Source organism: Danxiaibacter flavus (genome assembly GCF_041060425.1).
GTDB classification, from domain to species: Bacteria; Bacteroidota; Bacteroidia; order Chitinophagales; family Chitinophagaceae; genus Danxiaibacter; species Danxiaibacter flavus.
Window position 1 is genome coordinate 20,398 of the sequence record NZ_JAULBC010000015.1, and the last position, 12,598, is coordinate 32,995.

General features: G+C 42.3%; 17 protein-coding genes. 14 read left to right on the forward strand and 3 right to left on the reverse strand.

Going from position 1 to position 12,598, the window contains the following annotated elements:
• Positions 1–29: 29 nt before the first annotated feature.
• The 6 genes from QTN47_RS27410 to QTN47_RS27435 all read left to right on the forward strand — a co-directional run bounded on the left by QTN47_RS27410 (position 30) and on the right by QTN47_RS27435 (position 6,521).
• Complete coding sequence (locus tag QTN47_RS27410) at positions 30–719, forward strand: hypothetical protein (protein ID WP_369332659.1); 690 nt, start codon at positions 30–32, stop codon at positions 717–719.
• Between the two features lie 72 nt (positions 720–791).
• Complete coding sequence (locus QTN47_RS27415) at positions 792–1,229, forward strand: hypothetical protein (RefSeq protein ID WP_369332660.1); 438 nt, start codon at positions 792–794, stop codon at positions 1,227–1,229.
• Positions 1,229–1,762, forward strand: a complete 534-nt coding sequence (locus QTN47_RS27420) for a DNA-packaging protein (protein WP_369332661.1) — start codon at positions 1,229–1,231, stop codon at positions 1,760–1,762. Before QTN47_RS27415 ends, QTN47_RS27420 begins: the two co-directional genes overlap by 1 nt.
• Positions 1,725–3,200 carry a phage terminase large subunit gene (gene terL, locus QTN47_RS27425; protein WP_369332662.1) on the forward strand — a complete coding sequence of 492 codons (1,476 nt, stop codon included), beginning with the start codon at positions 1,725–1,727 and terminating at the stop codon, positions 3,198–3,200. The genes QTN47_RS27420 and terL overlap by 38 nt, the downstream gene beginning before the upstream one ends.
• 14 nt (positions 3,201–3,214) lie before the next feature.
• Entirely contained in the window at positions 3,215–4,606 is a 1,392-nt protein-coding gene (locus QTN47_RS27430) for a phage portal protein (RefSeq protein ID WP_369332663.1), read from the forward strand.
• 22 nt (positions 4,607–4,628) lie between these two features.
• Positions 4,629–6,521, forward strand: a complete 1,893-nt coding sequence (locus QTN47_RS27435; protein WP_369332664.1) for a hypothetical protein — start codon at positions 4,629–4,631, stop codon at positions 6,519–6,521.
• Here the strand turns inward: QTN47_RS27435 and QTN47_RS27440 are convergent.
• The 3 genes from QTN47_RS27440 to QTN47_RS27450 are packed head-to-tail and all read right to left on the reverse strand — an operon-like array spanning position 6,511 to position 7,270.
• Positions 6,511–6,684, reverse strand: coding sequence for a hypothetical protein (locus QTN47_RS27440; protein ID WP_369332665.1), 174 nt, complete (start codon positions 6,682–6,684; stop codon positions 6,511–6,513). The genes QTN47_RS27435 and QTN47_RS27440 overlap by 11 nt on opposite strands.
• Positions 6,685–6,693: 9 nt before the next feature.
• Complete coding sequence (locus tag QTN47_RS27445; RefSeq protein ID WP_369332666.1) at positions 6,694–6,870, reverse strand: hypothetical protein; 177 nt, start codon at positions 6,868–6,870, stop codon at positions 6,694–6,696.
• Between the two features lie 19 nt (positions 6,871–6,889).
• Complete coding sequence (locus QTN47_RS27450) at positions 6,890–7,270, reverse strand: hypothetical protein (protein ID WP_369332667.1); 381 nt, start codon at positions 7,268–7,270, stop codon at positions 6,890–6,892.
• A gap of 307 nt (positions 7,271–7,577) precedes the next feature.
• Here QTN47_RS27450 and QTN47_RS27455 point away from each other — a divergent pair, with 307 nt between their 5' ends.
• The 8 genes from QTN47_RS27455 to QTN47_RS27490 all read left to right on the forward strand — a co-directional run bounded on the left by QTN47_RS27455 (position 7,578) and on the right by QTN47_RS27490 (position 12,597).
• Entirely contained in the window at positions 7,578–8,198 is a 621-nt protein-coding gene (locus QTN47_RS27455; RefSeq protein ID WP_369332668.1) for a hypothetical protein, read from the forward strand.
• A gap of 12 nt (positions 8,199–8,210) precedes the next feature.
• On the forward strand, positions 8,211–8,798 hold the full coding sequence (locus QTN47_RS27460) for a hypothetical protein (protein WP_369332669.1): 588 nt from the start codon (positions 8,211–8,213) through the stop codon (positions 8,796–8,798).
• 50 nt (positions 8,799–8,848) lie between these two features.
• The gene (locus QTN47_RS27465) at positions 8,849–9,940 is read left to right on the forward strand and encodes a major capsid protein (RefSeq protein ID WP_369332670.1); all 1,092 of its coding nucleotides are present in this window, start codon (positions 8,849–8,851) and stop codon (positions 9,938–9,940) included.
• The gene (locus QTN47_RS27470; RefSeq protein WP_369332671.1) at positions 9,940–10,251 is read left to right on the forward strand and encodes a DUF6706 family protein; all 312 of its coding nucleotides are present in this window, start codon (positions 9,940–9,942) and stop codon (positions 10,249–10,251) included. Before QTN47_RS27465 ends, QTN47_RS27470 begins: the two co-directional genes overlap by 1 nt.
• Positions 10,252–10,558: 307 nt before the next feature.
• Positions 10,559–11,017, forward strand: coding sequence for a hypothetical protein (locus QTN47_RS27475; RefSeq protein ID WP_369332672.1), 459 nt, complete (start codon positions 10,559–10,561; stop codon positions 11,015–11,017).
• Entirely contained in the window at positions 11,014–11,415 is a 402-nt protein-coding gene (locus QTN47_RS27480; RefSeq protein WP_369332673.1) for a hypothetical protein, read from the forward strand. The genes QTN47_RS27475 and QTN47_RS27480 overlap by 4 nt, the downstream gene beginning before the upstream one ends.
• Position 11,416: 1 nt before the next feature.
• Positions 11,417–12,223: a hypothetical protein gene (locus QTN47_RS27485; protein ID WP_369332674.1), complete on the forward strand. Its 807-nt coding sequence runs from the start codon at positions 11,417–11,419 to the stop codon at positions 12,221–12,223.
• A 50-nt stretch (positions 12,224–12,273) separates the two neighbouring features.
• Entirely contained in the window at positions 12,274–12,597 is a 324-nt protein-coding gene (locus QTN47_RS27490) for a hypothetical protein (protein WP_369332675.1), read from the forward strand.
• Position 12,598 lies beyond the last annotated feature (1 nt).

Genomic DNA, 12,598 nt, shown 5'->3' on the forward strand with positions numbered 1-12,598 from the left:
TTCGATAATCCTTAAAACCAGTAACAAAAATGAGCGGAAACTTAAATCTACCCCTCAGGACGGAAGTTTTAGAGAATTCACTTGTAATTGAGAATGCGGTTACAGAGTTGATAAAATTGTGTATGTCGATTGACAAAGTGGAGGTGCGTACCTTAGGTAATAAAAGCTTGACAATTAGCTTTCGAAATAAAATAGATCTTCTTTTCGATTTGGATATATTGGATAAAGATGAAAACAAACTGCTTAATGCGGTTATGGAGGTTAGAAATAAGTTTTTGCATGTCTATAACTGCGGTTCATTCCAAGATTGTGTGTCTTTAAATGAGAATATTGCAGACAGCTTTAAAAGTATTCTCAAGATCAAAGGTCGATCACTAACAGAGGAGGAGTTATTAGAAGGATACCGCCTCGCCGTTAAGACTTGTGTGGGAATCATTAAGCAGAAAATAAGAGACCGTGGCGATCAATTGACTGAAAAGGTTGAGTACGTACAACGAATGAAAAACGCAGCTGATCAGCTTCGTGAAGAATGGAAAAAAGATCTAAAAAATATTTTAAGTAACGTCATGTATCGTCTTATAAAGCATCAAGTAGACGAGGCAATATTTGAAGATGTGAAAAGTGCAATGTTTGAAGCAATGGAGAAATCTCAATTTCATCAGGTTGATATGGATGCATTTTCTTATGATGAATTTACAAAATATCTAAAACGCCGGTAATACTTGTTTATTCACAATTGTGGAATACTCATATTAGTTTATAAATAACTTTTATGAGTATTTTTGTTTTATATGGTGTTAAGCAAGAAAAAGTATGCTTTATTGGGGTATTTGTTAGCGAGTAAAATGCCCTCAATAGCGTCGTCTCTTCTTACTATGCACGAAGAAAGAGAAAACGACTTCTCGAAGATCCCCGGCCTTTATCATTTATTCTGCGCAATTAAAAACATCGATCCATTACTTTATTCCGGACCTCTTCATAAATCTGAAAAGGTTGAAGTAAGAAAAGAGTTTGTTGCCGTGATCCTTCACATGTACGATCCGCAAGTCTACGAGCAACCAATTGAATGCCTGGATATCCGTCCCGGCCTTGTTCGTCATTTGAGTGATGTAACGACCCAGGATAAAAGCAGGGTAAGCAGAATGATAAGGGAAGTAGTAACCATGGTGAAAGTGTACGATGATTTCAATGAAAGGGTAGAGGAATTATTAACTAAAATGAAAAACTAATGGCTGCACCGATCGGAAACAAATTCTGGGAACAAAGAAGCTCTCACGGCAGGAAGAGGATCTTTTCCAGCCCCAAAGTATTATGGGAAGCTGCATGCGAATACTTTGAATGGTGTGAAGAGAATCCGTTACCAAGTGTTGAGTTCAATGGAAAGGATGCAATCAAGTGTGAAGTTCCAAAAATGAGAGCATTCACCCTGCAAGGTTTATGTTTATTCCTAGACGTTAATACAAAGTATTTCAATGAGTTCGAAAAGGAATTGGAAGGGAAAGAAGATAAAATGAGCAAAGGCTTTTCCGAAATCGTTACGCGCATACGGGAAATAATTTTTAACCAGAAATATACTGGCGCTGCCGCTGGCATGCTTAATCCGAACATCATTGCCCGGGATCTTGGACTGGTAGATAAGAAAGACATGACGACGGACGGGCAGCGATTACCGAGCAATTCGGGATTAGACCTATCCAAGTTGCCGCTTGAAACCTTAATGGAAATTGCAAAGTACACAGACAATACAGAAACCGAAAATTAGCATCACACATGAACAACTGTATGCTGAAATAAGCCGGAGGTCGTTTTACCAGTTTGTAATCTACTTCTGGGATACTGTTATTGCTGAAACTCCCATATGGAACTGGCACGTAAAATACTTGTGTGATCAGCTTCAGGCAATCGGCGAAAGGGTGAAAGAAAGGAAGCCAAAGGAGTTTGATTATTTCCTCATAAACGTGCCGCCCGGATCCTCTAAATCAACCATCATTTCCGAGATGTACCCTGTGTGGTGCTGGACTATTGACGCGACGCAAAGGTTCATCTGTGGGAGTTATGCCAGTACGCCGGCTGAAGACATCGCAGAGAAGTGCTACAAGATTTATACGAGCGACAAGTATAAGAGGTTATTCCCCCATCTGCATGGGAAGAAAGCGGGTGGCGGTAAAACAAAGTTTAGTAATGGCTTAGGAGGGGAGAGATATACAACATCAACGGGAAGTGGTATCACTGGTATTCACGCACACCAATTGATTGTGGATGATCCCATGAGTCCACAGATTGCAGCTTCTCAGACGGAGCGAGAAAGGGCTAATAAGTGGGTACAGGAGACATTAAGCAGCCGTAAAGTCAGCCAGGAAGTAACCGTCACGATTATTGTAATGCAGCGATTGCATGAGCTTGATACAACCGGTTATCTGCTAAAAAAAGAGGAAGAGGGGCTAAGGATAAAACATATCTGTATCCCCGCAGAATTGAGTAATGATGTAAAACCGGCCGAGCTGAGAAACTTTTATGTCGACGGTCTTTTTGATCCTGTGCGGCGTACCAGGCAATCTCTGTTACAGGCAAGACTGGAACTTGGTAGCTACGGATATGCCGGTCAAATGCAACAACGTCCGTCACCGGCTGAAGGTGGAATAATCAAAAAGCACTGGTTTGCTATCATTCAGCGTGACCGGTTATTGGATTATACGATCCCACATTTCCAGCTTGATACAGCATACACTGAGGATGAGGAGAATGATCCTACAGCTGTTGTTTGCTATTACATGGAAAATGACAAGGTACATGTATACAATAGAATCAGCGTATGGAAGGAGTTTCCCGATTTAATAAAGTGGCTTCCTGAGTATGTCACGCAGAACGGTTACACAAACCGAAGCAAGATCTATGTTGAACCGAAGGCGTCTGGCAAATCCGTAGTTCAGACAATCAGGAAGGGAACAAAGCTCAATATCATCGAAAGTGCAGCGCCTGATGATGATAAAATGACCAGGGCTCACATTGTATCGCCAAAGATTGAGTCAGGACAGGTGATCCTGCATGCTGGCCAGTGGAGCGATCCATTCGTTAACCAGATAACCTCATTTCCAAACGCTCAGCATGACGACGAGTTTGACTGTTTGATTGCGATAATAATGCGGGAACTAATGGTAGAAAAGAAAACTAAAAAGAAGCTCGGCGGCTTCTTTCACTAATAAATCAATCTAAAATGGAACAGCAAGAATTAGAAACGCTAATATCCAATTTTGAAGAACTTAAAAAGAAAGTGGTTGCGACAAAACCTGCTTTCGATTTTGACAAGATCAGCAAACAGTATGACGTGTCAGGGCATGCCGTGATGAATGAAACACTCCGCCCGAAAAAGAAAGTCGAAACCGATGACGGAGCTTCGTTTGTTGATGTAGCCCGGTTGCCCGTACCCTTTCAAAAAAAGATTGTACAACTAGCAGCCGCTTTCCTTTGTGGCAATCCCATTCAGTTGGTAGCAAATCCGGAATCAGAGATCGAAAAGTCTCTGGTTGGAATCCTTACTAAAACATGGGATGATAACAAGCTGGATTATGACAGTAAAGGCATTCTCAAGCTAATGATGAAGGAAACAGAAGTCGCTGAGCTCTGGTACACCGAGCCTGTTGATGGCGAATACTGGAAAGGTACTTTTAACCAGGGGAGCAACTTCAGGCTCAGAATGAAAATACTGGCCAATTCGTTAGGGGATAAGCTCTATCCTGTTTACAATAACGCAGGAGATATGATTGCATTCGGCCGGGGCTACTTTTTGCCAGAAGGGGACAAAAAGATAGAACACTTTGATCTTTACACGGATAAGGCGACGATCAAAGGAAAGAAGACTGATGCTGGGTGGGAGACGACCCCTGAAACTAACATGATTGGGAAAATCCCCGTCATCTACTACAACCAGGATGCAGTTGAATGGGCAGATGTGCAGCAGCTCATTGAGCGCTACGAAACTTCAATTTCAAATCACGGTGACACAAACGACTATTTTGGTAGTCCAATAGTGTTTGTTGAAGGCGAAGTCACTGGGTTCGCAAAGAAGGGAGAACAAGGGAAGGTGCTGCAAGGTGAGAACGGCGCCAAGGCCGAATATCTTTCATGGGATCAGTCTCCCGAAAGCGTTAAGCTGGAACAAACAAATTTGCGATCTCTTATCCTTGATTTCAGCGATACACCTGATATTTCCATTGAGAAGATGCAGTCGCTCGGAACATTCTCAGGCATTGCTCTCAAAATGTTATTCTTGGGTGCACATCTTAAAGCCTCAGACAAAGAGGAGGTTTTCGGTAAAGGCATTCAACGTAGAATAAACTTCCTAAAAGCAGCTAATGCAATAATCAACTTGAAGCTTAAGCCATCTTTGACGCTTTCAGTTAAACCAAAGTTCACCTATTATCTGCCATCCAACGAGAAAGAAATGATCGATTTGTTAACCTCTGCGGTCGGCACAGGGAGGCCCATTTTAAGCCAAAAGACAGCTGTTGGGCTTAACCCACTTGTACAGAATGCGGATGATGAACAAAAGCAGATTGACCAGGAGAAGAAGGACGCTCAGGAAGGATTAAATGACTTAATGCAATAGGCATGATAAAATAATGAAGGGATTGCCTAAAAAAGCAATCCCCCGTCTCGAAGTGTATAGTAAGAGACAAAAATTAATCAATCTGCTCGATAGTTGCAAGCTTAAAAAACCGCAGAAATTGCAAAACATCAACGATCAATACGAGAAAAAGCACTTGCGCCAGCTCATTGAAGCGTCAAAGAGGATCCGTTCCATATATGACGATACAATTCAAGAGATCTCATTAGCTGCAAGTAAAATCAATATAGGTGGGAACGTCTTTGAGTTAAAGGACTATCCGGCCTTACAAAATCGTATTGACCGTGCCATCAAAAAGATGCATGGAAGCATCTACTCAACCGTTGTCAACGGAATAGAATCTTCCTGGGGACTGTCCAATGAAAAGAATAACACTCTGCTTGACGTTCGGCTGGCCGGTAAAAGGCTCTCTAAAAAGACTAAGGCAGTCTTATATGATCCAAATGCAAATGCCTTGGAAGCATTCATCAATCGTAAAGAGAAAGGCATTGATTTAAGCAAACGCGTTTGGAACACTGTTGATCCTTATAGGCATGAAATAGAACAATCCATGGGGCTCGGTATAAGCAAAGGACAATCAGCGGCAGAAATAGCGAGAGATATGAAGCAATATCTAAATGATCCTGATAAGCTTTATAGGCGTGTTAGGACAGCTGACAGTAAATTAGTTAACACAATCCTCGGCGAGACAAAAACTAAGGACGATACTGGCTCTTTTAAGCTTTCAAGAGCTGCCCAAGAATACAATCCCGGTCAAGGTGTTTACAGATCTTCCTTTAAGAACGCAATGCGTCTGACGCGGACGGAAACCAATATGGCCTATCGCAATTCGGACTTTCAGCGTTGGCAAACCATGCCCTTTGTCGTAGGTATCGAAATTAAGCTGTCTAACGCTCATCCGATGTACGACATATGCGATAAGTTGGCCGGCAAATATCCAAAAGACTTTCATTGGACTGGATGGCATCCGCAATGCATCTGTTACCAGGTGCCGGTAATGATGTCTGATGAGGAATATGACAAGGTCGAGGAGGCGATGTTGCGAGGCGAGAACCTTAACATCAAAAGCAAGAATGAAGTTGAAGACACGCCTGCAGCATTTAAGGAATACGTATTGATAAATAAAGACAGAATTGCCAAATGGAAGAGTAAACCGTATTGGGTAAAGGACAATTCAGATTATTTTAAAGCTGCTGGAGAGGATAACGAGAAGTTTAATACAAGTACTGGCCAGACCACACCAGCTGGAAAAAACATTCGCAGTCAATTTATCAGGGTAGACAAAAAGATATCCGACAAGGTAGACAACGCTCTTATTGCGATTGACAGCGTACACGGTGACGGGATCCTTAACGATATTCCTTTTAAGCCAAGCAAGAGTAGGGAATTCGCTGCTGCATTTGCTTCAATTGGTGGCAGGCCGCTTGAGATACTTCTTTCCAATTCTCCCCATCCCGAGTTAAGTATTATTCACGAGATGGGCCACTATTTTGACCTGCATGCTATTGGAAGTGAAAGAAGTTGGGCCAGCTTATCTGCAGATCTACCAATGGCTAAAGTTATGGAGGCCGCACAGCAATCAGATGCTATTAAAAACATTCAATCCATTCTTGACAATGGATTTATGACCTTTGACAATAAGGATTATTCGTTGGATGATAGGCTAAGGAAGCATTTGCGGTACTTAAATAGCCCAAAAGAAATATGGGCTCGAAGTTATGCTCAATACATTGCGAATAATGCAAATAGTGCGAAGCTTACAAAGTATTTGGACAGTATAATCTCAAGTGAAGAACCATTGGGCTTTCGCTCACAATGGCTTAAAGAAGATTTTAAGAACATTGAAAGTTCTATTACTGAAATGATGCTGAAATTAGGATGGATGACTAATCGATAATAAGGTTAGGGTCATTATTATCTGCTATAGCGATAATCCGGATTGCATCATCGCGATCTTTTGCAGCGCGCATGATTTTCACCAAATAGAATATTTCTTCCTCTTTGGATAGTTCAATGCCTGCATTGACTTTGGCCATTATTTCATCTAAGGAAAATTCCATGATGTAAAATTATAAAAGTTTGTCTTGTTCTTGATCGTCGTTATTTGCCATTTTGATGTATTGCAAAGCTTCCTCACGGCTATTGGCTACTTTGAGAATTTCAACCATGTAAAATGCTTCTTCTTCTATAGTTAAATCGAAGCCAGATTCAACCTTGGCAATGATTTCATCTTTTGAGAATTCCATAGTCGGATTGTATGGAGGTTTAACGCTTTCTGTTGGCTCTATTAGTTTTAATTAAGCCCAAAAACTCTTCGGCGACCTCCACGTTATATCTCAATATAATAGTTTTCGACCATTTTGACAATACCTCATTTTCATATTTTTCATTGTGCTTAAGGCGATTAGCAAGCCTAAATTCATGTTGCAACTCGTTGATGACATACTCATGAAAAGGCAAAAAAGATGCTTTAGCTTCAGCTTGGATGCTACTAACAATTTTATTAGCATGAAATCTACTTGAACTCAACGCCAATAGCAACTCCAATCTATTAACAACCGTCACATAGTTGCCTCTTGTATTAGTAATATCCAGGCAGCCAGCAAGCTCAACGTTTTCAATATTTCCTATCGCTACATATTTCATTTGCTTATTCAGGTTTTGCACACAAAGCATTTGTTAATTGACATAATGATCGGTTAATAGGGCTTTAGGTATTGCCAAAAAACTAACATAGTTGTATTTGTCACGCCGATATCTGAGAAGCATGATTCATAAAATTTCAGAGTCTTACAACTTGTTTGATGGAGCAAAAAAACTGGCCAACCGACTTTATGTTTGAAATAAACAGCAAATATAGCAACAAAACCGCAGTGTTGCTATATCATATTTTACTCTACCCAATAGTTTGAACATTTTTGAATCTGAAAATTCAAAAAGAAAGTTCTTACACATGAAACAGAAACTGCTGGCACAACTGATTGTAAAATATCCAGGGGTGTCAAGGATATTCCTGGGACTTTATGCAGACAAATTATCCGCAAAAGTAACAGAGGAAAGTCAAATACAGGGCGTCATTGACGAACTCGAAAACCTTCCAATCTCAATTCCCGATTTAGCAGCAGAATTCCAAAAAGAAGGCGACCGCAGGGTTACCGAAGCTCAAAAAAAGGCGGCTGAAAAGAAGCCTGGCGAGGGTGGTAAAACTGAAGAGGACAAAACAGATCCAAAGACGGACGACACAGCTACGTTACTGAAAACTCTCTTGCAAGAGGTACAGACACTAAAAGCTGATAAGGCTAAAACAAGCATGCAAACAAAGGCTGCTGAAAAGCTTAAAGACATTCCTGCACGGTTTTACGATAAAAGAGCTTTACCTGAAAAGGATGAAGATCTTGAAGCATTTGTTCAGGAAGTTAACGACGACTATAACGCGTTTCGTCAGGAGATGGTTGACAAAGGTCTCGCAATTAACACGCCTCCTGCAGGTGGTAAGAGCGCCGCCAGTGCAACAACAGTAGACCCTGATATCGTTGCATTCGGCAAGAAACAAAGCGAATCAGTTAAAAAGTAAAATCTTAACAAAATGGGCGTAGGCTTCAAAAGAAAATATGGAACCAGTGACATTCCTGTGTTCCAGGGCTACGGCAAGGACATACAGCTTGCCCAGGGCGGTTTCCTGCTTGATACAACCGGTTTAGTAATCGGCACTGTACTTAAAGCAGGGACTCCAATGACGTTTGATGAGTCAACCCGCAAAGCGAAACCAATGGCAACAGCCGTGGTTTACGAAAATGCTGGTGGCACCGCAACGCAGTACAAGGTGAAAAAAGGCAGCATCCTTAAGGTGGGTGATAACCTTGCCAAAAGCAAAGGTGGTGCAGCATATGCAATCACTGCAATTGATACCTCAAATGCGGATTATGATCTGTTGACAGTAGGTACAACAATCGGCGCTGCTACAGCTGGAGACGTATTGTTTGCTTCAACTGCTACCGGTGCAACATCTGCTGCTTTGCCTGTTATCAAAGGCGTGTTATACGCTGATGCAGTAGTAGACTCTGGCGAAAGCGTTTCAGTTGCCATTCGTGCTACTTTGTACGCTCGCAGAGTTCCATACTCTGTAGACATCGCAGCAGCATTGCCTGGCATAATTTATTCTCAGTCGATGTAATTCCAATACCTGGGAAAAACCAATTTTTTAACTCTCAACTATTTTTAAAAATGGCAATAGTACCATCAGTGTTCGGAGACTTGGCAAAGCAGCAAAATTTACAGGCTTTGATCGACAACTCTCTGGATGCTCTGTATACAAAGTCAATCTGGAGGCAGTATCTCGATTGGGGACTTCCTCAAATGGAATTGACGTTCGCTACCGCGATTGGCCGTTCCCGCATCGAAGCCGCCGCTTCAATAGTGGATCCGGATTCACCGGCACCAAAGAGAAGCAGAGGGAAGCTGGAAATGTTGGAAGGTAAGATTCCAACAATGAAGCAGTCTTTTGCTCTTAACCAAAAGGATTACAGGGCGCTCAAAGGTTTGGAAAACCTGCCGATCGCAGACGCCCAAAAGAAGCAGCAGCTGATTGAAAAGCTTTGGAAAGACGTTACCAATGCTGCCGCGTCTACAGACCGCAGGCTGGATATCATGTTCCTGCAGGCTGTTTCAACATTCCAAATAAGCATTAATGTATTGAACAACCCCGATGGCTCTGCCCTCGGCGCAGTTGATCTTTTGGCAGCACCTGAACAAACAAGAAAGGTTTCTAAAGTGTGGACTGATCCAACTGCAGATCCTTTCAAGGACATCAACGATGTAGTTCTGTATGCTGCTCAGTCAGGTCGTGCATTCTCCGAAATCTGGATCGATATGGAGACTTGGCTGGCAATGAAAAACCTTGCAGCTGTTAAATCTGCTATCTCCGGATATCAGAATCCTGGCAGCAACAAGAATTTCGTTGTAACCCTCACCATCATCAATGAATATCTGGCCGCTAACCAGTTACCAACTATCAAGGTAATCAATGAGCGCAGAGGTATTGAGCAGGATGGCATAATTCAAACAATCAATCCTTTCAAAAAGGAGAACGTTGTTTTCGTTCCTGCCGGCAAGCTGGGTATTGTTCACAATGCAATCGCTATCGAAGATATGGAGCCTATCCAGGGCGTTACATATGCGAAGTACGATCGCACTCTGCTTTCTAAGTGGAGAGATAACAACCCATGGCAGGAATTCACACAGGTTGAATTAAACGCTTTCCCTGCATTGGAAGCTATCGACGGCATATTCTTGTTAACAACAGATGTAGCTGCATAGTGACCAATAAGGAATACATATCAACTATTCTTGGAAAATTCGGTGTGTCAGCCGCTGAAATAGATATCCTCCTGTTGGAGCAATCAATCATTCCGGATGATCCGATAACGGAGACAAGATCATTAAAGGAGGCGATGTACAATCAGCTTCCTTTAATGATGGCCGGGTTGCAAGAGGTTTCCGAAGGAGGATATTCTGTAAAATGGAATATGGAAGGGGTGAAAGCCTGGTATTCCGCTTTAGCCTCTGAATTGGGCCTTGACAATAAGTTATTTCCAAAACCAAAGATTACGAGCAAGTCTGTATGGTAAGACAGTATCCTCATAGAATAGTGTTTACTGTTACGGGCAACAGTTATCGTAATGGGCAAGGTAATTGGGTTGAAGGGACACCAAGCATCATTGAATATCCTGGAAGAGTTGAAGCAAATAGCAGTGGAGGCTTCCTGACGGACGAAGACGGTAAACGCTTGGAATACAGTTGGACTTTATATATGCCTTTGCCTGTTCAGGATGTGCCTGCGGGTTGCAATGTCGAAGTTTTTAGTGGTGCAGATAAAATCTGTAAATCTAAACTTAAACGCTTCAGCATAGGCCAGTTAAACGCGAGGGCTTGGTTATGAAACTTGTGCCAAAGTTTTCCAAAGCAGACATTCAAAAGTTCCTTGAGGATAAAATGAAAGCACTTGACACTGCAACCCTTACCAGGTTAAAACGTATCGGCGAAACATTTGTGAAGAACGCCCGTGAAAATGGCAACTACACTGATATGACAGGTAACCTTAGGAACTCCATTGGATATGTGATTCTGCGTGATGGTGAACAGCTCTTTCAAAATTTCAAAAAAGCAGCACGAGTAAAGTCTGATACTACAGGCGCTAATACTGCTCAACGTGTGGCTCTGGAAGTTGCAGCAAGTTTTCCTCGGGGTTATGTACTCATTGTTGTGGCTGGTATGGATTACGCCGCGGCAGTCGAAAGCCGGGGGAAAGACGTAATCACAGCAAGCAGCATCACCGCAAAGAACGATTTGTCAAAAGCAGTTGACGCAATTAAAAGAAGTTTAGCGCGATCATGATAACCACATTCGACATAGTTGACATCGTTTGGAACCAGATAAATAACTCGGAGTTGAAAACAATCATCACCGGTGATGTTTACAAGGAAGCCAGACCAGTCAATAGTAATGTTGAAGATATCGTGATTAACTGTCTTCCGGTAAATAATGAACAACTGCAGGAAGCTGTGGCTAACGTCAATATTCACGTTCCAAACCTTAAGATTAAGGTTGATAACATACAAGACTCACAACCCAACTTAGAACGCTTAAAAGACCTTACACGGATTGCGGTTGACCTTCTAAGTGCATGGGGTGAAGATTATAACTATGAGGTTCAACAGCAAGTATTATTCTCAGAAGGTGATCAGCATTATTTAAACATAAGAATCGAATTCTTTCACATTAACTACAACTAAAATGGCAAAGAAAGCTTTTTACGGTTTAGAATATATCAAGATGGGCAATGTCGCACCAGACGGCGGCATGGGTACATCTCTTACGACGCTTGGCGGTATTGTAGAAGGTACACCTATACTGGAAGTTCCCGAAGGCACTACAACAGACTTCAATATTGAAGATTCTGATGAGCCTTATTACAGCGTCACTGTGCCTGGTAAAAAGACGCTGAAACTGTCTGTGTATGATATCGACGTATACATATTGCAGAAATTATGGGGCGGGACAGTAATCCCAGGGGCAACTCAGACGGATCCTCCTACATGGCAAGCTCCTGCAAGCCAGCCACAGATCGAGCAAAGTGTTGAAATAAAACACAGATTGGGAGGCGTGATTAAAATTGCAAGAGGCAAAGTTGTCACAACCAGCCAATTGAAATTTCAGAAGAACGGCCTTGGTCAACTTGATCTGACCATTACCATCCTGGCGCCAGAAAAATCAGGTGTTCCTTCATGGTCAATGACAGCAGGTACAACAGATACTCCATTGACATTTGATACGGCACAGACGTTTACATCAGTAGCTAATAAAACTGACTTTGGTGTAACAACCACATTGCCTGCAACGAATGCAACAGTCAAGTTTGAGTTCAACAAGGTAGCAAGCCCATCTGGCACGCCGATGAGCATGAACATCAAGGCTGGTGGTGTGCAGGTAGCGCTTGTGGATTTCCCATCCGACTACAACGGTCAGCCGTTCAGATTCACAAATAGTTCCGGCACGAAGTACACAGGAAACTTCACCAATGGTGATTTTATCCTGAGCTAAGATAACGGCCCGGGTAACCGGGCTTTTGTTTATTAAAAAAACTTCATGCAATGGCGACAAATATCATAGCGGGGCCGAATAGCGTAGTCGCTTTAGATACTGCCGACAATGTCAGCATGAGCGCTCTTGGGCTTACAGAATCAAACTGCGTTGCCGTTTACAGAACGCTGGGCAGTTATCGATCATGGGTACCAGGAAGGCCGGTTAATAGCTTCGATAAACTTGAAAAAGGTGTCGGATATATAATCATTGCCAAAGAACCTCTTGATCTCTCTCAATGGTTTGCTCCACCGGTACCGCTCGGTGGTGGCACAGGAGGCGATACCCCTACAATAGACTACAATTGGCTTGATGACTCAGATGAAAACATTTAGC

Bases quoted from the DNA above. Each gene is read 5' to 3' on its own strand.
- QTN47_RS27410 (WP_369332659.1), top strand. From the start codon at position 30: ATGAGCGGAAACTTAAATCTACCCCTCAGGACGGAAGTTTTAGAGAAT.
- QTN47_RS27415 (WP_369332660.1), top strand. From the start codon at position 792: ATGGTGTTAAGCAAGAAAAAGTATGCTTTATTGGGGTATTTGTTAGCG.
- QTN47_RS27420 (WP_369332661.1), top strand. From the start codon at position 1,229: ATGGCTGCACCGATCGGAAACAAATTCTGGGAACAAAGAAGCTCTCAC.
- QTN47_RS27430 (WP_369332663.1), top strand. From the start codon at position 3,215: ATGGAACAGCAAGAATTAGAAACGCTAATATCCAATTTTGAAGAACTT.
- QTN47_RS27440 (WP_369332665.1), bottom strand. From the start codon at position 6,684: ATGGAATTTTCCTTAGATGAAATAATGGCCAAAGTCAATGCAGGCATT.
- QTN47_RS27445 (WP_369332666.1), bottom strand. From the start codon at position 6,870: ATGGAATTCTCAAAAGATGAAATCATTGCCAAGGTTGAATCTGGCTTC.
- QTN47_RS27450 (WP_369332667.1), bottom strand. From the start codon at position 7,270: ATGAAATATGTAGCGATAGGAAATATTGAAAACGTTGAGCTTGCTGGC.
- QTN47_RS27455 (WP_369332668.1), top strand. From the start codon at position 7,578: ATGAAACAGAAACTGCTGGCACAACTGATTGTAAAATATCCAGGGGTG.
- QTN47_RS27460 (WP_369332669.1), top strand. From the start codon at position 8,211: ATGGGCGTAGGCTTCAAAAGAAAATATGGAACCAGTGACATTCCTGTG.
- QTN47_RS27465 (WP_369332670.1), top strand. From the start codon at position 8,849: ATGGCAATAGTACCATCAGTGTTCGGAGACTTGGCAAAGCAGCAAAAT.
- QTN47_RS27475 (WP_369332672.1), top strand. From the start codon at position 10,559: ATGAAACTTGTGCCAAAGTTTTCCAAAGCAGACATTCAAAAGTTCCTT.
- QTN47_RS27480 (WP_369332673.1), top strand. From the start codon at position 11,014: ATGATAACCACATTCGACATAGTTGACATCGTTTGGAACCAGATAAAT.
- QTN47_RS27485 (WP_369332674.1), top strand. From the start codon at position 11,417: ATGGCAAAGAAAGCTTTTTACGGTTTAGAATATATCAAGATGGGCAAT.
- QTN47_RS27490 (WP_369332675.1), top strand. From the start codon at position 12,274: ATGGCGACAAATATCATAGCGGGGCCGAATAGCGTAGTCGCTTTAGAT.